The sequence below is a fragment of the Streptomyces sp. NPDC031100 genome, assembly GCF_055570785.1.
This window is the reverse complement of the sequence record NZ_JBVIGN010000022.1, coordinates 12,344-32,582: the sequence shown is the minus strand read 5'-3', so window position 1 is coordinate 32,582 and position 20,239 is coordinate 12,344. Positions and strand designations below refer to the sequence as shown.

At 71.0% G+C, this 20,239-nt stretch carries 18 protein-coding genes; 11 read left to right on the top strand and 7 right to left on the bottom strand.

Annotated features, from left to right (window positions below; all coding sequences use genetic code 11):
* The first annotated feature begins 184 nt into the window (after positions 1–184).
* From ACZ5DS_RS40315 to ACZ5DS_RS40285, 7 genes are all read left to right on the top strand, one after another.
* Positions 185–1,228 (top strand): ABC transporter substrate-binding protein, encoded by a 1,044-nt coding sequence (locus tag ACZ5DS_RS40315; protein ID WP_468248913.1) that lies wholly within the window; start codon positions 185–187, stop codon positions 1,226–1,228.
* On the top strand, positions 1,225–2,073 hold the full coding sequence (locus tag ACZ5DS_RS40310; RefSeq protein ID WP_468248911.1) for an ABC transporter permease: 849 nt from the start codon (positions 1,225–1,227) through the stop codon (positions 2,071–2,073). The genes ACZ5DS_RS40315 and ACZ5DS_RS40310 overlap by 4 nt, the downstream gene beginning before the upstream one ends.
* Positions 2,049–2,783, top strand: a complete 735-nt coding sequence (locus ACZ5DS_RS40305) for an ABC transporter ATP-binding protein (RefSeq protein ID WP_468248908.1) — start codon at positions 2,049–2,051, stop codon at positions 2,781–2,783. Before ACZ5DS_RS40310 ends, ACZ5DS_RS40305 begins: the two co-directional genes overlap by 25 nt.
* On the top strand, positions 2,780–4,120 hold the full coding sequence (locus ACZ5DS_RS40300; protein ID WP_468248906.1) for an LLM class flavin-dependent oxidoreductase: 1,341 nt from the start codon (positions 2,780–2,782) through the stop codon (positions 4,118–4,120). The genes ACZ5DS_RS40305 and ACZ5DS_RS40300 overlap by 4 nt, the downstream gene beginning before the upstream one ends.
* 11 nt (positions 4,121–4,131) lie before the next feature.
* A complete protein-coding gene (locus ACZ5DS_RS40295) occupies positions 4,132–5,022 on the top strand; it encodes a TauD/TfdA dioxygenase family protein (RefSeq protein WP_468248903.1) in 891 nt (296 codons plus the stop codon).
* Between the two features lie 121 nt (positions 5,023–5,143).
* On the top strand, positions 5,144–6,526 hold the full coding sequence (locus ACZ5DS_RS40290; RefSeq protein ID WP_468248900.1) for an amino acid permease: 1,383 nt from the start codon (positions 5,144–5,146) through the stop codon (positions 6,524–6,526).
* 119 nt (positions 6,527–6,645) lie between these two features.
* Positions 6,646–7,293: a superoxide dismutase gene (locus ACZ5DS_RS40285; protein WP_468248898.1), complete on the top strand. Its 648-nt coding sequence runs from the start codon at positions 6,646–6,648 to the stop codon at positions 7,291–7,293.
* Positions 7,294–7,420: 127 nt separating this feature from the next.
* On the opposite strand, the gene ACZ5DS_RS40280 is transcribed toward ACZ5DS_RS40285, so the two are convergent.
* Positions 7,421–8,083 carry a mycothiol-dependent nitroreductase Rv2466c family protein gene (locus ACZ5DS_RS40280; RefSeq protein WP_468248895.1) on the bottom strand — a complete coding sequence of 221 codons (663 nt, stop codon included), beginning with the start codon at positions 8,081–8,083 and terminating at the stop codon, positions 7,421–7,423.
* Between the two features lie 138 nt (positions 8,084–8,221).
* Here ACZ5DS_RS40280 and pepN point away from each other — a divergent pair, with 138 nt between their 5' ends.
* The 3 genes from pepN (at position 8,222) to ACZ5DS_RS40265 (ending at position 13,112) form a co-directional block, all read left to right on the top strand.
* The gene (gene pepN, locus ACZ5DS_RS40275) at positions 8,222–10,801 is read left to right on the top strand and encodes an aminopeptidase N (RefSeq protein WP_468248893.1); all 2,580 of its coding nucleotides are present in this window, start codon (positions 8,222–8,224) and stop codon (positions 10,799–10,801) included.
* Positions 10,802–11,008: 207 nt separating this feature from the next.
* Positions 11,009–12,046 (top strand): hypothetical protein, encoded by a 1,038-nt coding sequence (locus ACZ5DS_RS40270; protein WP_468248890.1) that lies wholly within the window; start codon positions 11,009–11,011, stop codon positions 12,044–12,046.
* Between the two features lie 253 nt (positions 12,047–12,299).
* Entirely contained in the window at positions 12,300–13,112 is an 813-nt protein-coding gene (locus ACZ5DS_RS40265) for an SGNH/GDSL hydrolase family protein (RefSeq protein WP_468248887.1), read from the top strand.
* 43 nt (positions 13,113–13,155) lie between these two features.
* Here the strand turns inward: ACZ5DS_RS40265 and ACZ5DS_RS40260 are convergent, their stop codons facing one another.
* The 6 genes from ACZ5DS_RS40260 to ACZ5DS_RS40235 all read right to left on the bottom strand — a co-directional run bounded on the left by ACZ5DS_RS40260 (position 13,156) and on the right by ACZ5DS_RS40235 (position 19,555).
* Positions 13,156–14,349 (bottom strand): glycosyltransferase, encoded by a 1,194-nt coding sequence (locus ACZ5DS_RS40260; RefSeq protein WP_468249030.1) that lies wholly within the window; start codon positions 14,347–14,349, stop codon positions 13,156–13,158.
* 151 nt (positions 14,350–14,500) lie between these two features.
* A complete protein-coding gene (locus ACZ5DS_RS40255; RefSeq protein WP_468248885.1) occupies positions 14,501–15,631 on the bottom strand; it encodes a serine hydrolase domain-containing protein in 1,131 nt (376 codons plus the stop codon).
* Between the two features lie 109 nt (positions 15,632–15,740).
* Positions 15,741–17,501 (bottom strand): TIGR03767 family metallophosphoesterase, encoded by a 1,761-nt coding sequence (locus tag ACZ5DS_RS40250; RefSeq protein WP_468248883.1) that lies wholly within the window; start codon positions 17,499–17,501, stop codon positions 15,741–15,743.
* A 210-nt stretch (positions 17,502–17,711) separates the two neighbouring features.
* The gene (locus ACZ5DS_RS40245; RefSeq protein WP_468248881.1) at positions 17,712–18,209 is read right to left on the bottom strand and encodes an NUDIX hydrolase; all 498 of its coding nucleotides are present in this window, start codon (positions 18,207–18,209) and stop codon (positions 17,712–17,714) included.
* 9 nt (positions 18,210–18,218) lie between these two features.
* Positions 18,219–19,106: a pyridoxamine 5'-phosphate oxidase family protein gene (locus ACZ5DS_RS40240; protein WP_468248877.1), complete on the bottom strand. Its 888-nt coding sequence runs from the start codon at positions 19,104–19,106 to the stop codon at positions 18,219–18,221.
* A gap of 2 nt (positions 19,107–19,108) precedes the next feature.
* The gene (locus ACZ5DS_RS40235; RefSeq protein ID WP_468248875.1) at positions 19,109–19,555 is read right to left on the bottom strand and encodes a VOC family protein; all 447 of its coding nucleotides are present in this window, start codon (positions 19,553–19,555) and stop codon (positions 19,109–19,111) included.
* Positions 19,556–19,668: 113 nt separating this feature from the next.
* Here ACZ5DS_RS40235 and ACZ5DS_RS40230 point away from each other — a divergent pair, with 113 nt between their 5' ends.
* Entirely contained in the window at positions 19,669–20,211 is a 543-nt protein-coding gene (locus ACZ5DS_RS40230; protein ID WP_468248873.1) for a CGNR zinc finger domain-containing protein, read from the top strand.
* Positions 20,212–20,239: the final 28 nt, after the last annotated feature.

Genomic DNA, 20,239 nt, shown 5'->3' with positions numbered 1-20,239 from the left:
GGGGGCGCGCATGGCCGGGAACATGCTGGCCATGAACCCGCACACGAGCCGTCGCACCCTCTGTTGCTGACACGTTGCCGCGCATGAAGCGCGTGTTTCCGTTGCGTGAGTTCTTTCTTTTCCGGCCTGCCCCCACCCGGATTTCCGCCTGCCTTTCCGCCCTTTTTCTCAGGGGAGTACTCCCATGCACCGTCGTCTCTTTCTCACCTCCGTGCTGGGCGCGTCCGCCGCCGTGGCGGGTCTCAGCGGCTGCGCCCACGGCAGCGCCGCCGCCGACACCAAGGGCGCGGCCACGAAGCCGCTCGCCGACAAGGTGCCGACCGGCACCAGCCTGAAGGTCGCCTCGTACCAGGGTGTGCAGCAGCTCCAGTTCAGACTGGCCAGGCTGCCCGCGCTGCCCTTCACGGTGTCGAGCTGGGTGAACATCGGGGCCGGCCCGGACGTCATCAACGCGTTCCGCGCCAAGTCCCTGGACCTGGCCAACAACGCAGGGATTCCGCCGATCCAGGCCCACTACCAGGGCTTCGACGCGAAGATCGTGGCGATCGACATCACCCGCAAGCCCAACTACCTCTTCGCCACCAAGCCGGGCAGCGACATCCGCACGGTCGAGGACTTCAAGGGCAGGAAGCTCGCCTTCTCCCAGGGGCAGGCGCAGGGTGTCGTACTCCTGCGGGCGCTGAAGAAGGCGGGCCTGAAGTACGACGAGGTGAAGCTGGTCCCGCTGACCAGCAACCAGTTCCTGACCGCCCTGCAGTCCGGGCAGGTGGACATTGCCCCGCTCGCCAACAGCCAGGCACCCGCCTACCTCAAGCAGTACGGGGGCAAGGGCGCCCACACCATCCCCACCGACGTCGTCGACCTGCTCAACCTGCTGTGGGCGCCGCAGTCCGTGCTGAACGACCCGGCGAAGGCCGCCGCGATCGCCGCGTACATCCCCCAGTGGGCCAAGGGCCAGGTGTGGCAGTACGAGCACCCGGACGTGTGGAACGAGGAGTTCTACGTCAAGACGCAGAACCTCACCCCTGAGCAGGCGCGGGGCATCGCCAAGCTCGCCAACAAGCCGCTGTTCCCGCCCAGTTGGGACGAGGCCATCCAGTGGGAGCAGGAGACCGCCGATCTGCTCGCCGAGGGCGGCTTCGTGAAGAAGTTCGACGTCTCCTCGCTCTTCGACCACCGCTTCGAGTCCATCGCCGCCAAGGCCGTACCGGCGGAGTACCGGAGGTGAGCGCCGTGACCACGACGACGACCTCCGCGGCGACCCTGGCCGCCGGGGAACTCCCCCAGGTCCGCCGGCGCCGCCGCCTCTCCCCCGGCCGCCGGCTGCCCGCCGCCCGGCTGGCCGGCCCGCTGCTGGTCCTCGCCCTGTGGGCCGCCGCCTCGGCCGCCGGAGCGCTCGACCCGGGTGCCATTCCGGCCCCCTGGACCGTGCTGCGGACGGGCGCCCACCTGTGGACCGACGGCACGCTGCCCACCGACGTACTGACCTCGCTGCAGCGGGCCGCGTACGGCTTCGCGATCGGCCTGACCGCCGGGGTCGCCCTCGCCCTCGCCTCCGGGCTCAGCCGGGCCGGGGAGGCGCTGATCGACGGGACCGTGCAGCTCAACCGGGCGATCCCGACCCTGGGTCTGATCCCGCTGTTCATCCTCTGGCTGGGCATCGGGGAGACCTTCAAGATCGCCATCATCGCGATCGTCGTCTACATCCCGATCTATCTGAACACGCACGCCGCACTGTCCGGGATCGACAGCCGGTACGTCGAACTCGCCGAGGTGCAGGGTCTGTCGAGGCTGGCCTTCATCCGGCAGGTCGTGATCCCCGGGGCGCTGCCCGGATTCTTCGTGGGACTCCGGCTCGGCGTCACCGGCTCCTGGCTGGGCCTGGTGGTCCTGGAGCAGATCAACGCCACCAGCGGCCTCGGCTACCTGATGTTCCAGGCGCAGAACTACGGCCAGACCGACGTCATCCTGGTCGGCCTGCTGATCTACGGCATCTTCGGCCTGGTCTCCGACAGCGTGGTCCGTCTGATCGAACGGAGGGTGCTGTCATGGCGCCGCACACTGAGCAGCTGACCCGGCCCGCCGTCCAGCTGCGGGGCCTGACCCGGTCGTTCGAGGGGCGTACGGTCCTCGACGGCATCGACCTCGATCTGCCCGCCGGGCAGTTCACGGCCCTGCTCGGGCACAGCGGCTCGGGCAAGAGCACGCTGCTCAGGGCCGTCGCGGGCCTCGACCACGGGGTCGCGGGCAGCGGGCAGCTCACCGCGCCCGAGCGGGTGTCCGTGGTCTTCCAGGACTCCCGGCTGCTGCCCTGGCGGCGGGTGCTGGACAACGTGCTCCTCGGCCTGGACGGCAAGGACGCGTTCGAGCGTGGCCGTTCGGCACTGGCGGAGGTCGGTCTGAAGGGCCGCGAGCGGGCCTGGCCGGGCGAACTGTCCGGTGGCGAGGCACAGCGGGCCGCGCTCGCCCGCTCCCTGGTCCGCGAGCCCGAACTCCTGCTGGCCGACGAGCCGTTCGGGGCGCTGGACGCGCTCACCCGGATCCGGATGCACCACCTGCTGCGCGAGCTGTGGGAGCGCCACCGGCCCTCCGTGCTGCTCGTCACCCACGACGTGGACGAGGCGATCGTGCTCGCCGACCGGGTCCTCGTCCTGGACCAGGGCCGTATCGGCCTCGACCTGACCATCGACCGTCCCCACCCGCGCTCCTACCGCGAGCCGGTACTGGGCGAATACCGCGAGCGGCTGCTGGCCGCGCTGGGCGTCACGGAGGATCATCGGTGACACTGAGAAGGCTCCACCTCAACGCGTTCCTGATGAACACCGGCCACCACGAGGCCTCGTGGCGGCTGCCGGAGAGCGACCCGTACGCGCACGTCGAGCTGGACCACTACGTGCGGCTGGCCCGGATCGCCGAGCGCGGCACCTTCGACTCCCTCTTCCTCGCCGACGGCCCGCACCTGTGGGGCAGCGTCGCCCAGCGCCCGGCCGGCGCCCTGGAACCGCTCACCCTGCTGACCGCGCTGGCGACGGCCACCGAGCACATCGGTCTGATCGCCACCGCCTCCACCTCCTACAACTCCCCCTACAACCTGGCCCGCAAGTTCGCCTCGCTGGACATCATCAGCGGCGGCCGGGCGGGCTGGAACATCGTCACCACCGCCGGCGCCGAGGCCGCCCGCAACTTCGGGCTCGCCGAAGAGCCCGCGCACGCCGAGCGGTACGCCCGCGCCGCCGAGTTCCTGGACGTGGCCCTGAAGCTGTGGGACAGCTGGGAGGACGACGCGATCGTCGCCGACAAGGCGGCCGGGGTCTGGGGCGACGACACCAAGATCCATCCGCCCCGCCACCAGGGGACGTACTTCAGCGTCGAGGGCGCGCTCAACGTGCCGCGCACACCCCAGGGTTACCCGCTGCTCGTGCAGGCGGGGTCGAGCGAGGACGGCAAGGCGTTCGCCGCCCGGTACGCGGAGGCGGTGTTCACCGCCCAGCAGACGCTGCGGGACGCGCAGGACTTCTACGGGGACCTCAAGTCCCGTACCGCGCAGGCCGGGAGGAACCCCGACCACATCAAGGTGCTGCCCGGCATCGTCCCGGTGATCGGCTCGACGGAGGCCGAGGCACGGGCCGCCGAGCAGCTGCTGGAGGACCACATCGTGTACGACCACGGAGTGGGCCGCCTGGAGAGCCTGCTGCACCTGCCGCCCGGAACCCTGGAGCTGGACGCCCCGCTCCCCGCCGACCTGCCGCCCGAGTCCGCCATCGAGGGCGCCAAGAGCCGCTACACGCTCATCGTGGAGCTGGCCCGGCGCGACCGGCTGACCGTACGGCAGCTGATCGGACGGCTCGGCGGCGGACGCGGGCACCTCACCTTCGCCGGGACGCCCGAGCAGGTCGCCGACCAGATCGAGACCTGGTTCACGCGGGGCGCCGCCGACGGCTTCAACATCATGCCGGCCGTGCTGCCCTCCGGCCTGGAGGCCTTCGTCGAGCACGTCGTCCCGATCCTGCGCACCCGCGGCCTGCTCCGCGCGGAGTACGACGGCCGCCCCCGCCAGACCCTCCGGGAGCGCTACGGCCTCCCCCGCCCCGCCAATCAGCACACCGCTGCCCTCGTGTGAAAGGACCCGCCATGTCCCTCGAGATCACCAAGGTCACCGCACGCATCGGCGCCCGGGTCTCCGGCGTCGACATCTCGAAGCCGCTCGCCCCGGAGCAGGTCGCCGCGATCCGCGAGGCCCTGAACGTCCACAAGGCGCTCGTCTTCGACGTCGCCGGTCTGGACGACGCGGGCCAGCAGGCCTTCGCCCGCCACCTCGGCGACCTCACCACCGCCCACCCGACGGTCGGTGCCGTCGAGGGCGCCCCGAACGTGCTGCCCGTGGACAGCGAGCGGGGCCGCGCCAACCACTGGCACACCGACGTCACCTTCGTCCTCAACCCGCCGCAGGCCAGCACCCTGCGCTCGATCACCGTGCCGCCGTACGGCGGCGAGACCCTGATCGCCAACGCGGCGGCCGCCTACCGCGACCTGCCCGAGCCGCTGCGCCGGCTGGCCGACTCGCTGTGGGCGGAGCACACCAACGACTACGACTACGCGGTGCCGGACGAGGAGGTCGACGAGGAGAAGGCGGCCCAGCGCGCCCAGTTCACCTCCATCAAGTACCGCACCGCCCACCCGGTGGTCCGCGTGCACCCGCTGACCGGCGAGCGCGGGCTGTTCATCGGCGGGTTCGCGCAGCGGATCGTCGGCCTGTCGGTGGGCGAGTCCCGCAAGGTCCTCGACCTGCTCCAGGCGTACGTCACCCGCCCGGAGAACATCCTGCGCTGGCGCTGGTCGGAGCACCAGCTGGTCCTCTTCGACAACCGCATCACCCAGCACTACGCCATCGACAACTACGACGGGCGGCCGCGCCGGCTGCACCGGGTGACCGTCGCCGGTGACGTCCCGGTCGGTATCGAGGGCAAGGAGAGCTACTCGATCGAGGGTGACGCCTCGCACTACACACCCGTGGCGGCGTAACCGCCGCATCACTCTGCGTGGAGTGGGTGTCCGCATACTGGGCGGCTCGTTCGTGAGAGCGGACGGGCCGCCCAGACTGTGGGCGTTTTTGCCCATCTATTGCACTGGACGAGCCGCACCGATGCCCAGCACCACCACGGAGACGCCCCCGCAGCAGCGGGAGCAGGCCTCCCTCTCCCACGGTCTCAAGCAGCGCCACTTGTCGATGATCGCCCTCGGCGGCGTCATCGGCGCCGGCCTGTTCGTCGGTTCCGGCGCGGGCATCGCCGCCGCCGGTCCCTCGATCGTGATCGCCTACACCCTCTCCGGCCTCCTGGTGATGCTGGTGATGCGGATGCTGGGCGAGATGTCGGCCGCCTACCCGTCCTCGGGTTCCTTCTCCGCGCACGCCGAGCGGGCGATGGGCCCCTGGGCCGGCTTCACGGCGGGCTGGTCCTTCTGGGTCCTGCTGTGCACGGCCGTCGGCCTGGAGGGCATCGGTGCCGCGAAGATCGTCACGGGCTGGCTGCCCGGGACGCCGGAGTGGGCCTGGGTGGCCCTCTTCATGGTGGTCTTCCTCGCCACGAACCTCGCCGCGGTGAAGAACTTCGGCGAGTTCGAGTTCTGGTTCGCCGCGCTGAAGGTGGGCGCGATCTCCCTGTTCCTGGTCCTCGGTGTCCTCGCGATCGCCGGGGTCCTGCCGGGCACGGACTCCCCGGGCGCCTCGAACCTCACCGACTTCCTCCCACACGGCGGCAACGGCCTGATCATCGGCCTGCTCGCCTCCGTCTTCGCCTACGGCGGCATCGAGACGGTCACCATCGCGGCGGCCGAGTCGGAGAACCCGGTCAAGGGCGTGGCGAGCGCCGTCCGCACGGCGATGTGGCGCATCGCGCTGTTCTACATCGGCTCGATGGCGGTCATCGTGACCCTGGTCCCCTGGGACTCCAAGGCCGTGGTGGAGAAGGGCCCGTACGTCGCCGCCCTGGACCACATCGGCATCCCGGGCGCCGGCCAGCTGATGAACGTCGTGGTGCTGGTGGCCCTCCTGTCGGCGATGAACGCCAACATCTACGGCTCCTCGCGCATCGCCTACTCCCTGGTGGAGCGGGGGCAGGGCCCCAAGGTCCTGGCCGGGGTGTCGGGCGGAGTCCCGCGGATCGCCGTGCTCGTGTCCTGCGTGTTCGGCTTCGTGTGCGTGCTGCTCAGCTACTGGCGGCCCGACGACGTCTTCCCGTGGCTGCTGAACATGATCGGCGCGGTGATCCTCGTCGTCTGGATCTTCATCGCGGTCTCCCAGCTGCTGCTGCGCCGCCGCGTGGAGCGGGAGACGCCCGAGAAGCTGGTCGTACGGATGTGGGCGTTCCCGTTCCTCACCTGGGTCGCCCTGGCCGGCATGGCGGCGATCTTCGTACTGATGGCCCGTGAGGCGGACACGCGGGTGCAGCTGTACTCGACCGGCGGGATGACGCTGCTCCTCGCGGCCGTGGGCTACACCTGGCAGCGGGTGCGCGCCAGGTCCTGACCTCGCCCCTCCCCTGCGAGCCCCTCCCGAAAGACCCCCGCGGTGCAGCCGCGGGGGTCTTTTTGTTGCTAGCGTGTAGTTGCAAGCTCTTTGCAATAAGAGGTTCTGAAGGGACACCCATGCCCGTCTACACGCTGCCCGACCTGCCCTACGACTACTCCGCGCTCGCCCCCGTGATCAGCCCCGAGATCATCGAGCTGCACCACGACAAGCACCACGCGGCCTATGTGAAGGGCGCCAACGACACGCTGGAGCAGCTCGCCGAGGCACGGGACAAGGAGGCGTGGGCCTCGATCAACGGTCTGGAGAAGAACCTCGCCTTCCACCTCTCCGGGCACATCCTGCACAGCATCTACTGGCAGAACATGACCGGCCCGAAGGACGGCGGCGGCGAGCCGCTGGCACAGGACGGTGTGGGCGAGCTGGCGGAGGCGATCAAGGAGTCCTTCGGATCCTTCGCGGCGTTCAGGACACAGCTGTCCAAGGCGGCGGCCACCACGCAGGGTTCGGGCTGGGGCGTACTGGCGTACGAGCCGCTGAGCGGGCGGCTGATCGTCGAGCAGGTCTACGACCACCAGGGCAACGTCGGCCAGGGCTCGACCCCGGTCCTGGTCTTCGACGCCTGGGAGCACGCCTTCTACCTCCAGTACCGCAACCAGAAGGTGGACTTCATCGAGGCGATGTGGCAGGTGGTCGACTGGCAGGACGTGGCCCGCCGTCACCAGGCCGCCAAGTCCCGTGCGGACGTCCTGCTGCTCACCCCCTGAGTCGTCCTGCCTCGTGATCGTCTTCTCACCCTTCACGCTGGCAGGCGGATGAAAGAAGACCCCCGCGAGGACGTGACTCGCGGGGGTCTTCCGTGCGGTGCAACCGCACACAGCCTGCTGCAGCCGCCTACAGGTTGCTGAAGTCCGGGCCCTTGGTGCGGGTCCGCTTGATCTCGTAGAAGCCGGGTACGGAGGCCACGGCGAGGGTGCCGTCCCACAGGCGGGCCGCCTCCTCGCCCTTCGGGGCGGGGGTGACGACCGGGCCGAAGAAGGCGATCTGCTCGCCGTCGGGGCCGGGGACCGCGATGACCGGGGTGCCGACGTCCTGGCCGACCTTCTCGATGCCCTCCTTGTGGGAGGCGCGCAGCTCGGCGTCGAACTCGAAGTTCTCCTGCTCGGCGTACTCGATGAGCTCGGCGGGCAGGCCGACGTCCGCGAGGGCACCGGCGACGGCCTCCAGGGTCGGTCCCTCGCCGTTGTTGTGGATCCGGGTGCCGAGCGCGGTGTAGAGGGGGCCGAGGATGTCGGCGCCGTGCTTCTGCCAGGCCGCGGTGACCACGCGCACGGGCTGCCACGCCTTGGTGGCGAGCATCTCCCGGTACTCCTCGGGCAGCTCGTCCAGCTTGTCCTCGTTGAGGACGGCGAGGCTCATGATGTGCCAGCGGACCTCGATGTCCCGGACCTTCTCCACCTCCAGCACCCAGCGGGAGGTCATCCAGGCCCAGGGGCACAGCGGGTCGAACCAGAAGTCCACGGGGGTCTTGCCCGACGCGGTCACGGTCTCGGACATGCTTCTCCTCAGCAAAAGGGCTTTTGAAGAAGCAACATTCCCCCCGCCACCCTCATTCCCTGGTGCCCCGTGTCAGGGGCGCGTGGCAGGATCGGTCCTGTTCCACCCCATCCAAGCGAACACGAGGGAGTGCCGCCCGTGCCCGGTGAGAATCTGACCCGCGACGAGGCCCGGGAGCGGGCCGCCCTGCTGTCCGTCGACGGGTACGACGTGGCGCTGGACCTCAGGTCCGCGGTCGGCGACGGGAACGGGGAGCCGCGCACCTTCCGCTCGGTGACCACGATCAGGTTCCGCTGCAACGAGCCGGGGGCGTCCAGCTTCGCCGACCTGATCGCGCCGAGCGTGACGTCCGTCGTTCTCAACGGGAAGGACCTCGACCCCGGCGAGGTCTTCGACGGCTCCCGGATCACCCTGGAGGACCTGGCCGCGGAGAACGAGCTGACGGTCGACGCGCAGTGCGCCTACTCCCGCACCGGCGAGGGCATGCACCGCTTCGTGGACCCCGAGGACGGCGAGGTCTACCTCTACACCCAGTACGAGCCGGCCGACGCCCGCCGCGTCTTCGCGAACTTCGAGCAGCCGGACCTCAAGGCGCCGTACCGCTTCGAGGCGCAGGCGCCCGAGGGCTGGACCGTGTGGAGCAACGGCGCCGGCGAACTGGTCGACGGCGCCTGGCGGTTCGCGGAGACGAAGCCGATCTCGACGTACATCACCTGCGTGGTGGCGGGGCCGTACCACTATGTGACGGACTCCTACGAGCGCGTGTTCGAGGACGGGACGAAGCTGGAGATCCCGCTCGGCGCGATGTGTCGCAAGGGTCTCGCCCCGCACTTCGACGCGGACGACGTCTTCCTGGTGACCAAGCAGGGCCTGGACTTCTTCCACGAGCACTTCGACTACCCGTACCCGTTCGGGAAGTACGACCAGGCGTTCGTGCCCGAGTACAACCTGGGCGCGATGGAGAACCCGGGGATGGTGACCTTCCGGGAGGAGTACATCTTCCGCGGCAAGGTGACGCAGGCGTCCTACGAGGCGCGGGCCAACGTCATCCTGCACGAGATGGCGCACATGTGGTTCGGCGACCTGGTCACCATGGTGTGGTGGGACGACCTGTGGCTGAAGGAGTCCTTCGCGGACTTCATGGGCACGTTCGGATGCGTCGGCGCGACCCGCTTCACCGACGCCTGGATCACCTTCGCCAACCGCCGCAAGGCCTGGGCCTACCGCGCGGACCAGCTGCCCTCCACGCACCCGATCACAGCCGACATCCGCGACCTGCAGGACGCCAAGCTCAACTTCGACGGCATCACGTACGCCAAGGGCGCCTCCGTGCTGAAGCAGCTGGTGGCGTACGCCGGTGAGGAGGCCTTCCTGGAGGGCGCCCGCCGCTACTTCAAGCGGAACGCGTACGGCAACACGCGCCTGGGCGACCTGCTGTCGGTGCTGGCGGAGACCAGCGGCCGGGACATGACCACGTGGGCCCGCTCCTGGCTGCAGACGGCCGGGGTGAACTCCCTGACCCCGCAGGTGCTGCTGGACGCCGAGGGCCGGGTGGCCGAGCTGGCGGTGGTGCAGGAGGCGCCGGAGTCGCACCCCGAGGAGCGCCCGCACCGGACCGCGGTGGGCCTGTACCGGCGCACGGCCGAGGGCGCACTGGAGCGGTACGCGCGCGTGGAGACGGACGTCGAGGGTCCGCGTACGGTCGTGGCGGAGCTGGCCGGCGCCGAGGCCCCGGAGCTGGTGCTGGTCAACGACGACGACCTGACCTACTGCAAGATCCGCTTCGACGTGACCTCGCTGGCCACCCTGCGCGAGCACCTGGGGGCGCTGACCGACCCGCTGGCCCGCGCCCTGTGCTGGTCGGCGCTGTGGAACATGACACGGGACGCGCTGCTGCCGACGCGGGACTTCGTGGACCTGGTGCTGCGGTTCGCGGGCCGGGAGTCCGACATCGGCGTGCTCCAGATGCTGCACACGTGGACGAACTCGGCGCTGGTGCACTACGCGGCCCCGCAGTGGCGCGCGACCGGCGAGGAGCTGCTCGCCGAGGGCGCGCTGCGGGAGCTGGAGGCGGCGGAGCCGGGCAGCGAGCACCAGCTGGCCTGGGCGCGGTTCTTCGCCACGGTCGCCGCCGGCGAGACGGACCTCGCCCTGCTGAAGGGCCTGTTGGACGGCACGGAGACGGTCGAGGGCCTGGACGTGGACCAGGAGCTGCGCTGGGCGTTCCTGGAGCCGCTGGCGGCCCACGGCGTGGCGGACGAGTCCGTCCTCGCGGCCGAACTGACCCGCGACGACACGGCGTCCGGCAAGCGCCACCAGGTCCGCTGTCTGGCGGCCCGCCCGTCGGCGGCGGTCAAGGCGCAGGCCTGGGCTCAGGTCGTGGAGTCCGAGGCCCTGTCCAACGCGCTGGTGGAGGCGACGATCGCGGGCTTCGACCAGCCCTCGCAGCGGGAGCTGACGGCACCGTACGCCGAGAAGTACTTCGCGGTGATCGAGCGGGTGTGGCAGGAGCGGTCGATCCAGATCGGCATGGACGTCGTACGGGGTCTGTTCCCCGGCTTCCAGGACCGCCAGGAGACGCTGGACGCGACGGACGCGTGGCTCGAGTCCCACGCGGACGCGGCGCCGGCGCTGCGCCGGCTGGTGCTGGAGGCGCGGGACGACCTGGCGCGGGCGCTGCGCGCCCAGGCGTGCGACGCGGCGGCGGCCGGCGCCTGAGCTTTGGCCTGAGGTCGGCGCCTCGGTGACCGTTACGGAATTCAGGCAATAGCAGCCGTAACCCCTGGTCCGCACCCGATTGGACCAGGGGTTTTCCCTGCCTACTCGGCACCCGAACAACTGTCCTTTAGTACCGGCTTGTCCGCATTTATCGACGGCCGTGTAACAGCGGTTAAGGGTGGGACGGGGCGCGGGAATCCCGAGGCCATGACGCACAACACCCCGCTCTCCCCCCGCCCCCTTCGCCACCTCTCCGAGGTGCACCGCCGCGTTCTGACGGCGACTCAGCTCCGCTCCCACGGCGTCTCCACGGCCGAGCTGAACGAACAGTGCCGCCCCGGCGGCCCCTGGCAGCTGCTGCTGCCGAACGTGGTCCTGCTCCACCCCGGCCCGCCGACCAGCGAGGAGCGTCTGCACGGGGCCCTGCTGTACGCGGCGAAGGAGTCGGCCCCGGGCGTCCCGGCCCAGCCCACCGCGGACGAGCCCCACCGCCCGGTGTACGCGGACGCGGTGATCACGGGTCTGGCGGCGCTGACCCTGCACGGGTTCTCCTCCACCCCGCCGCTGCTCTCCCTGGACCGCGTCGACGTGCTCGTCCCCCGTCTGCGCCGCCTGCGCTCCGCGGGCTACGTCCGCGTCCTGCGCACCCCTTCCCTCCCCACTCCCCGCGCGGTGACGGGCCTGCCGGTGGCGCCGGTGCCGCGCGCACTCGCGGACGCGGTGGCCGAGCTGACGGACGCGGGGGCGGTGCGCCGGCTGCTGACCGAGGCGGTGCGCGCCGGACACTGCGAACCGGCGTCGGTGGTACGGGAGTTGACCGTGGCGAAGCTGCTGAACCGCCCGCACGTGGTGGACGCGGTGGACTCGCTGCTGGCCGAGGGCCGGGCGATCGCCGAGGACCGCCTCTACCGGATGGTCAGCGAGTACGGCCTGCCCGACCCGGTCTGGAACGTGGACCTGCGCCTGCCCGGCGGCCCCCACCTCGGCGGCCTGGACGCCTACTGGCCCGAGCAGGCGGTGGCCGTCGAGCTCGACACCCGGGCCCCGCGCCAGGACGAGGACGCCCTGTGGTCGGAATACGCCCGCAAGCGGGAGCACTTGGAGCGCCTGGGGATCACGGTCGTCTACATCACCCCCAAGAAGCTCCGGGAGTCCCTGGAGCAACAGGCGACCGTGGTCCGCACGGCCCTGATGGCGTCCGGCGACCGCGACCCGGCCGCGTATGTCGTGGTGCTGCCCCGCTAGTGACGGACCGGGCATGCATCAGGAGGGGAGAGGAGGGGCCACCGGGCCAGCACCGGTGGCCCCTCCTCATGTCCAACTCCCGTCGCCCGCACGGGCATACTGCGTGGCATCGTCTTCCGGGACGGGAAGTGGCGGGACGGTGTCGTCTACAGCGTGCTGCGCGGCGATCCGCTGCCTGCCCACGTGTGACGCGTACACCCGAACGGACGAGCCGAGCGGGCGTGGCCGACCGGACCGCGCTATATCAGGACGTATGAGAAAGTCCGGAATAGCGGCATATGCATCCTCCCTGCTCCTCGCGGCGGCTCCCTTCGCCTTCGTCGGCCCCGCGACCGTGGAGGCGGCGCCCCGGACAGCGGCAACGGGCTATGTGGCCCTCGGTGACTCCTACTCCGCCGGTGTCGGAGCCGGCGACTACTTCTCCTCCAGCGCGGACTGCAAGCGCAGCAGCCGGGCATACCCCGTCCTGTGGGCCGAGACCCACCAGCCGTCGTCCTTCAGCTTCGCTGCGTGCAACGGCGCCCGGACGAGCGACGTCCTGGCCGACCAGCTCGGCCCGCTCGGCTCCCGTACCGGGCTGGTCACCCTCACCGCCGGCGGCAGCGACGCGGGCTTCGGTACCGTGATGACGACCTGCGTGCTGGGCTCCACCACGATCTGCATGTCTGCCCTCTCCTCCGCGCGCTCCACCATGGACGGCCCTCTCCCGGACAACCTCGACCGTCTCTACTCGGCGATCAGGAACAGGGCGCCTCACGCGCATGTCGTCGTGCTCGGCTATCCGCACCTGTACCAGCTCAGGGGCAGCTGTGCAGCGGGCCTCGCGGAGTCGGAGCGCGCCGCCATCAACCACGGAGTGGACCACCTCAACGGCGTGATCGCCAAGCGCGCCGCCGACCACGGTTTCACCTTCGCAGACGTCAGGTCCGCCTTCACCGGCCACGAGATCTGCTCGCGCAGCCCCTGGATGCGCAGCGTCGACATCCTGGCCCCGACCCAGTCGTACCACCCCACGGCCCCGGGACAGTCCCTCGGCTACCTTCCGGTTCTCACCCGGGCGTCCTGAACGCGCGTAGGCGACACGGCCGAGGCATGGGCCGCGGTGGCGATCACAGCGGCTCAGGCAGCGTCGGCAGTCGCGAAGCCCCCGTGTGGACGCCGTCGAGCAGCGCGGCGTACGCCGCGATCATGCGGGTACGGCTGAAGCGTTCGCGGCTCGCCGCCAGCGCCGGGGCGAAGTCGGCGCGGCCGGCGACCGCCGCCGTCCAGGCCCGCGCGATGGCCTCCGGGTCCTGCGGGGTCACGAAACCGTGGCCCCGGACGATCTCCGCGCTGTCGCCCACGTCCGTCGTCACCGGCACGGCGCCGCACATCATGCCCTCGATCAGGCACAGCGGCGCCGCCTCCCCGGAGGCGGAGGTCAGGGCGACGACGTCGGAGCCGGCGTAGACGGTCTCCATGTCGCGGCGTACGCCGAGGAGGCGGATCCTTTCCGCAAGGTGCCGGTCCGCGCCGAACGCGACCTCGATGTCGGCCCACAGGGCCGGGTTCGTGTCGTTCATGCCCGCGCCGCACATCAGCACGTGGCCCTCGGGCTCGCGGGCCAGAAAGGCCCGGGCGGCGCGCAGGAAGAGCGGGACGTTCTTCATCGTGGCGTAGCGGGCCGCGAAGACGATCACGGGTGCCGAGGCCGGGATGCCCACGGACGCGCGGAATGCCAGCCGTGCCGCCGCGTCCGGGCGGAAGCGGAGCAGGTCGACCCCGTTGGGAATCACGTGCAGCACCTCGCCGGGGATGCCGGCGGCCTCGTACGCGGCCCGGGTCGACTCGGCGCAGCACACGCACGCCGCCACCTTGCCGTCGGCGATCGCGGCCCTCAGCTCGTCCAGGGCCGGGCCCTGGTTCTCGGGGTCGGAGCGGTGCAGGCAGACCACGACCGGGCGGCGGGGCAGGCCGGCCTGGTTCAGGAGGGCGAGCGGCTGTTCCTTGAGGGAGAGGATCACATCCGCCCCGGCCATGGCCCGTGCAGTTTCGGCCAGCTCCGGTCCGCTGAAAACCGACGCTGCGACCGACCCGTCCACCAGGCCCGCGGTGCGGCCGAGCGAGGTGACCCCGACCTCGCCGGCGGTCAGCGCCCGGTAGCAGTGATCGTCCTCCATCCGCTGCCGGGTGGCCTCGCGGTGGACCTCTCCGTGGATGCTGAGCACCCGGTGGGACTGGCCGCCCTCGGCCAGTCCCAGTACAACGTCGCTGTGCACGATCCTGGCTCCTCCGGAGAAGAAGCCCTCGTAGACCGACAGCACTCGCAGTCCGTGCCTCGTACGCACACGACCACCCGCCTTGCATAAATGATCGAGAAGATCGAGCCATCCCCGTCCACAGCGGGTTAGCCGATATGAGGCGGTACGGACATTGCGTACGGGTTAACACAGAACTACGCGAATGAAACGGTGGCTAACAGAACTCCCCTTCCACCACCGCGATCATGTCCCCGGTCCAGTCCCCGTTGAAATTGGCCCCCAGGGAGTGGCGGCCGTCGGCGGTCGTCACCGCCGCGGAGGCGGAGCCGTGGATGCCGCCGTCATGGCCCCAGACGTGGACGCCGCAGCTCAGCGTGTAGTCCGCCAGGCCGAGGCCGTACCCGGTGCCCTTCACCGTGGTCTTCATCTCCTTCAGCTGCCGAGGCGGGAGCAGCTTGCCCCGCAGGAGGGCGCTGTAGAAGCGGTCCAGGTCGGCGGAGTTCGAGATCATCTCGCCGGCCGAGGAGCCGATGGCGGGGTTGAGCTTCGTGACGTCGTACGACGGGCCCGTCGTCTCCGTGAATTTCGAGTAGGCGCGGCTGCTGGGCTGCGGGACGGTGACCCGCGTACCGGGGAGGGAGGTGGCCGTCAGGTGCAGCGGGGCGATGATGCGGCGGGTGATCTCGTCCGCGTACGAGTGGCCCGTCACCTTCTCGATCACCATGCCGGCCAGGACGTAGTTCGTGTTGGAGTACCGCCAGGAGGTGCCCGGCGCGAAGTCAGGCTCGTGCCTCATCGCGATCGCGACCAGGTCACGCGGGGTGATCGCGTCGTAGCGGTGTGCGTAGAAGCCGTCCTTGGTGAAGTAGGTGCGGCCGAAGTCCTCGTCGGCGGTGTAGTTGTAGATGCCGCTGGTGTGGTTGAGGAGCTGGCGGACGGTGATCCGGCGGCCGTCGTGGCCGTGGCCCCGTACGACCCCGGGCAGCCACCGGTCCACCGTGTCGTCCAGGGAGAGCCGGCCCTCCGCCTCCAGCTGGAGCAGGACGGTGGAGACGAAGGTCTTGGTGATGCTGCCGACGCGGTAGCGGTCGGCCGTCGAGCGCGGCTCGCCCGTGCGGACGTCGCCCACGCCGGCCGTCGTCGACCAGGTGCCGTGGCTGTCCTTCGCGGTCGCGGTCACCCCGGGGACGCCCGCCCGGACCGCCGCCTCGATCGCGCGGCGGGTGGCGGAGTGGGCGCCTGCGGAGGCGCTGCCCGTGGTGGAGCCGGCGGCGACGGCCGGGCCCGCCACGGCCGCCGTGAGGAGCAGGGCGGTGGCGCCCACCAGGGTCGTGCGTGCACGCATGTCTTCCCCCAACTGTGCTGTTCGGTTCGGTCGGGGGAAGGGACCTTGCGTCGCTGTGTGAAGGTTGCCTTGGTGTAACCCGGTTGAGTGACTTTTGGCCGTTCTCGGGTCAGGGCTTCTTGAGCACCAGCTCCGTGTTGCGGTCCGTGGCGCTGCCGGCCAGGTTCTGCTTGCCGCCGCGGGCGTTGAAGGCCAGCTCGCGGTAGAGGGCCGCCAGGCCGGTCTGGCTGAGATCGGTGAAGTCGGTGCGGTGCGGGGCCGCGGACTCCACCAGCGTGGTGAAGACCGAGAGCGTGCCGTCCTTGTTGTCGACCAGCTCGATGATGCGGGCGAGTTGCGGGTGGTCGACGTGCGAGGCGGTCGTGATCTCCCAGAAGGACCGTCCGCCGGACCCGGTGTGCGGGGTGATGAGGTTGCGGTGGAGATGGCCGTTCACCCAGGCCAGCACGGTGCGGTGCCGGCCCAGGAGGGACAGCAGCTCGGTGCCGTTGTGCCGGCGCTCGCCGGGGCGGGCGGGGTCGGGGCGGGTGTTCGTCATCGACTTGCTGGTGTGGTGGCTGAAGACGACGGCGTAGGAGTCTTTGTTGTCCTTGAGGGTCCTGTCCAGCCAGTTCAGCTGGGCGGTGCCGATGGACCCCTCGTAGTGCCCGCCCGGGTCGGTGGTGTCCAGGCTGATGCCGATGACGTCGTCCGCGATGCGGAAGGTGTAGTACTGGGTGCCCGCGTCGAGGTTGGCGGAGGAGTAGCCGTGGCCGACCGGGCCGCGGCCGGCGTGGGCCGGGTTCAGGTGGGCCTTGAGGTAGTCGGCGGCCGTGTACGGGGCGCGCCGCTCGTCGGGGGTGACCGAGCGCATGGAGCGGGCATGGGCCTTGAGCACGTCGCGCAGCAGCGTGCCCTTGGGGTCCTTGGCGTTGTTGATCGCGTCCAGGATCTTCCGGGCGTCGGCCTCCGGCAGGCTCATGAGCTTCTTGCCGCCGACGGTGAACTCCGCGAGATACGGGTCGCCGTGCCCGTAGGTGCCCATCCCCAGGGCGTCGTGGTTGCCGACGGTGGAGTACCAGGGCAGGTTGAGGCCGGGGCTGCGCACCTCGCGGATCGCGGCGGCCAGGAAACCGTGCAGGCGGGGGAAGCCGAGCTCCTTGTCGGAGTCGCGCAGGGCCGAGTCGGGCTGCCAGTACTGCTTGAGCCCGCTGTTCATGACGCCCTCGTAGTGCCGCGGGTCACCGGTGTTGGGGGTGATGCGCCCGCCGCTGAGGACCTTCAGGTACCACTCCAGCTCGGAGTGGGCGTTGTTGTCCGTGTTGTCGCCGGTGGTCATCGCGAAGTGCAGCGGGGAACCGGTGACGGGGGCGCCGCGCAGCGCGTTGACCCGCTCCACGAGTGCGATGGCGCCGTGCACGGTGAGCGCCTCCTGCTGGCGCCAGGTGTGCCGGTCGGCGGAGCGCAGGAACTCCCAGCGCAGCGGGTGCTGGCTGTCCATCAGGTGCAGGTCGGTGAGCTGGACGAACGCGGCCAGCGCGGTACGGCGGCTCGCGCGGCCGGAGTGGGGCGTGGCCAGGTCGCTGCGCACCACGCGCTTCCAGCCGGGCCCGTCGCCGAGCCGGCGGTAGCCGGAACCGCTGCGCGGTGCGGCGACGCTCGCCAGGGTGGTGCCCTTGGTGTACGGGGCGAGAGGGGCCGCGGGGGCCTTGCGGGAGGAGGCGATCGCCGTCTCCTGCGTGCCGGTGCCGGTGGCGGTGGCGGCCTCGCTGTCGGTGGGGCGGAGGGCGTAGCCGACGCCTGCGGAGAGCGAGACCGCTCCGGCGGCGGCGAGGACGGTACGGCGGTGGACCCCCAGCGCGGAGCTGGCGACAGAGCGTATGCGCGACATGGCGCGATCTCCCCGAGTGCGAACGCGTCGGCAGTGGTCGCGGGCCGTCGCAGACGCGAACACCCCGCTCACTCTGGATGGTTGACATCGGGAATGACCTGCACGTGAACGCGGCGGCAACGCGCAGCGCCGATCACCGTACGTGGATCACGGGTGCGTAGGGCGGTCATGGAGCCGATTGCGCGTGGCCGGGGGCCGGTTACTCCTCGTTCATCTGCCGGGGTAGGGGGGACCCGCCCCGGGCCCGGCCCCGTTCCCCTTCGCCACCCGTCCGGACGCGGGCCGCTCGTGCCACAGCCGCAGGGCCACGTCGACCAGCCGCACCCGGTTCAGGCCGGGTACGGCGTCCAGGTCCTGCCAGGCCGCGAAGTCGGTGGATCCGCCTACCTCGTGGCGGAGTTCGCCGCCGGTGATCTCGCCCGCGTAGACGATCCGGACTCCGTGGTGGTCCGTTAGCCGGCGCAGGCGCCCGCTGCGGAAGACATGGCGGGTGGAGTCCACACCGAGGAGGCCGGTCACCTCGATGCGGTAGCCGGTCTCCTCGCTCACCTCGCGGCGGACGGTGTCGTACGGGTCCTCGCCGTGCTCCATGCCGCCGCCCGGCAGTACCCATTCAGGGGTGCCGTCGGGGCCCGGCGAGCGGGCGAGCAGGATCTGTCCGTCACGGACGCACACGGCGTAGGCCGCCACCCTCGACTTCCGTCGCATGGAGGGACGTTAGCGGGCTTGCTCCGGGTTGGCGGGCGAATATTCCGGAGCCGACCAGCGCAGGGGCAGGGCCGCGGGCGTCTCCAGGACCTCCGTGACACGGAAGCGCACGGTCCGCTCCCCGCCGGCGGTGAACTCGGTGTGCGCCTCGCCGGTGAGCTGGAGGGTGGTGCCGGTCGTCCAGTCGAGGAAGAGCAGTCCGGCGCGCGGGTCGGTGCGCAGGTTGCCGAGGGTCAGGAACATGGCGTTGCCCGCATAGTCCGGCCAGCTCAGTTCGTGCGGCGAGTCGACCCGGACGAAGCCGGGGTTGCCGCCGCGGTGGCTCACGTCGGCGCCGCCGGTGTGCACGGTGGCCAGGAAGAAGGTGTCGGCCGCCGCGATGAACCCGGCCTGACGGGAGGTCAGCCAGGCGGCCCGACGCGGTGTGCCCGGCTCGCGGCCCGGGACCCTCTCGTACGACTCCCGGCGCTGGATGTACTTCGGGCAGTTGGAGAACACCTGGTCGGCCCGGACCGCGAAGCCCCGGGCCGTGGGCCGCAGGCGGCCGTTGAGACGCATCCGGCGGCGGGTGCGCGGGTCGAGGGCGAGGGTGCCGACGGGGGTGTCCGGTGCAGCCATGGCCGTCGCGAGCGGGTCGGTCGGGGGTGGCCCCCCGGCGACGGACATCTGCCGGGGCCCGGTGGCCCGGACGAAGCCGGGGGCACCCGTGACCGGCGAGGCCCACACCCGGCCGGTACGGGGGTCCGCCGCGCCCAGGACCAGCAGCGGCTGGAGTTCCAGGAAGGCCGCCGCCACCGGCTTGATGCCCTGGCCGAGGGACTGGCCGACGTGGTCGGCGCGGTCCCGCACGCCGACCAGGTCCTGCACGGCGCGCGAACCGGCGTGGTACACGCTCATGGCTAGAAGAAACCGCAGGTCGGGGCGGAGGCGTGCGGCGCAGGCGCATCCTCGGCGCCATGCGGCACGGAGATCTCCAGGCGGGTGCCGTCCGGGTCGTGGAAGAAGATCCCGCCCGAGGCCGAGCCCTCCCGGTGGGCCACCAGGCCCTCGTGGGCGAACTCCACTCCGGCGGCCCTGAGCGCCGTCTCGTACTCCCGGACCCGGTCCACCGAGTCGGCCGTGAAGGCCAGGTGGTGCAGCCCGGCCCGGCCGCCGTCGTACGACCCCTGCGCCTGCTGCCAGAGGGTGACGACGGGGGCGTCGCCGCCGTCCCCGAGGAACGCGTACCTCCGGTCGTCCGCCTTGCCCTCGGCGAGCAGGGCGAAGCCCAGGACGTCCCGGTAGAAGGCGAGGGAACGGTCCAGGTCGGTGACGTTCAGGCCGGTGTGGCCGGTGCGCAGGGTCATGGCTCTCCCCTTCGGGGTAGGTATCTAACCGTCTTAATCGAGCTTAGGGGGTTAGAATGACGGGTGTCAACCGCTCACGTACTCTTGACCGGTTAGCCGAGAAGGAGAGCCCGATGTCCGCCGCCCGCGATCCCCGCCCGCTCACCGGTGAGCCCCTCGCCCTCGACCTGCTCAACACCAGGTGGAACAGGGAGGGCGTCACCCAGGACCTGCTCGCCGACGCCGAGGGCCTCGCGGTGTGGCTCGCGAGCAACGGGCTCGACGGCACCCACGCGGCCGACGCGGACGTCCTGCGCCATCTGCGGCAGGCGCGCGAGGCGCTGCAGACCGCGGTGGACGGGTCACTGGCGCAGGGGGCGCCGCTGGTCGACGCCGTGCTCGCGCACGGGCGCATCCGGGTCCGGCTGACCGAGGACGGCGCGGCCGAGGAGCCCGAGTTCGCCGACCCGTCCTGGGGGCCGGCCTGGCTGGCCGCCAGGAACTACCTGGAACTGCTCGGCGAGGCTCCGGACCGGATCCGCTCGTGCGCCCACGAGTCGTGCATCCTGCACTTCTACGACACGTCCAGGAACGGCACCCGCCGCTGGTGCTCGATGGCCGCGTGCGGCAACCGCGCGAAGGCGTCCCGCCATTACGCCCGCTCGAAGGAGAACTGAGTAAATAGCGGGCTATTGAGCCTCCATC

Excerpts from the sequence above, each read along its gene's own strand:
- ACZ5DS_RS40270 (WP_468248890.1), top strand. The coding sequence starts at position 11,009 with ATGACGCACAACACCCCGCTCTCCCCCCGCCCCCTTCGCCACCTCTCC.
- ACZ5DS_RS40290 (WP_468248900.1), top strand. The coding sequence starts at position 5,144 with ATGCCCAGCACCACCACGGAGACGCCCCCGCAGCAGCGGGAGCAGGCC.
- ACZ5DS_RS40315 (WP_468248913.1), top strand. The coding sequence starts at position 185 with ATGCACCGTCGTCTCTTTCTCACCTCCGTGCTGGGCGCGTCCGCCGCC.
- ACZ5DS_RS40280 (WP_468248895.1), bottom strand. The coding sequence starts at position 8,083 with ATGTCCGAGACCGTGACCGCGTCGGGCAAGACCCCCGTGGACTTCTGG.
- ACZ5DS_RS40285 (WP_468248898.1), top strand. The coding sequence starts at position 6,646 with ATGCCCGTCTACACGCTGCCCGACCTGCCCTACGACTACTCCGCGCTC.
- ACZ5DS_RS40250 (WP_468248883.1), bottom strand. The coding sequence starts at position 17,501 with ATGTCGCGCATACGCTCTGTCGCCAGCTCCGCGCTGGGGGTCCACCGC.
- ACZ5DS_RS40255 (WP_468248885.1), bottom strand. The coding sequence starts at position 15,631 with ATGCGTGCACGCACGACCCTGGTGGGCGCCACCGCCCTGCTCCTCACG.
- ACZ5DS_RS40265 (WP_468248887.1), top strand. The coding sequence starts at position 12,300 with ATGAGAAAGTCCGGAATAGCGGCATATGCATCCTCCCTGCTCCTCGCG.
- ACZ5DS_RS40240 (WP_468248877.1), bottom strand. The coding sequence starts at position 19,106 with ATGAGCGTGTACCACGCCGGTTCGCGCGCCGTGCAGGACCTGGTCGGC.
- ACZ5DS_RS40235 (WP_468248875.1), bottom strand. The coding sequence starts at position 19,555 with ATGACCCTGCGCACCGGCCACACCGGCCTGAACGTCACCGACCTGGAC.
- ACZ5DS_RS40245 (WP_468248881.1), bottom strand. The coding sequence starts at position 18,209 with ATGCGACGGAAGTCGAGGGTGGCGGCCTACGCCGTGTGCGTCCGTGAC.
- ACZ5DS_RS40295 (WP_468248903.1), top strand. The coding sequence starts at position 4,132 with ATGTCCCTCGAGATCACCAAGGTCACCGCACGCATCGGCGCCCGGGTC.
- ACZ5DS_RS40230 (WP_468248873.1), top strand. The coding sequence starts at position 19,669 with ATGTCCGCCGCCCGCGATCCCCGCCCGCTCACCGGTGAGCCCCTCGCC.
- ACZ5DS_RS40305 (WP_468248908.1), top strand. The coding sequence starts at position 2,049 with ATGGCGCCGCACACTGAGCAGCTGACCCGGCCCGCCGTCCAGCTGCGG.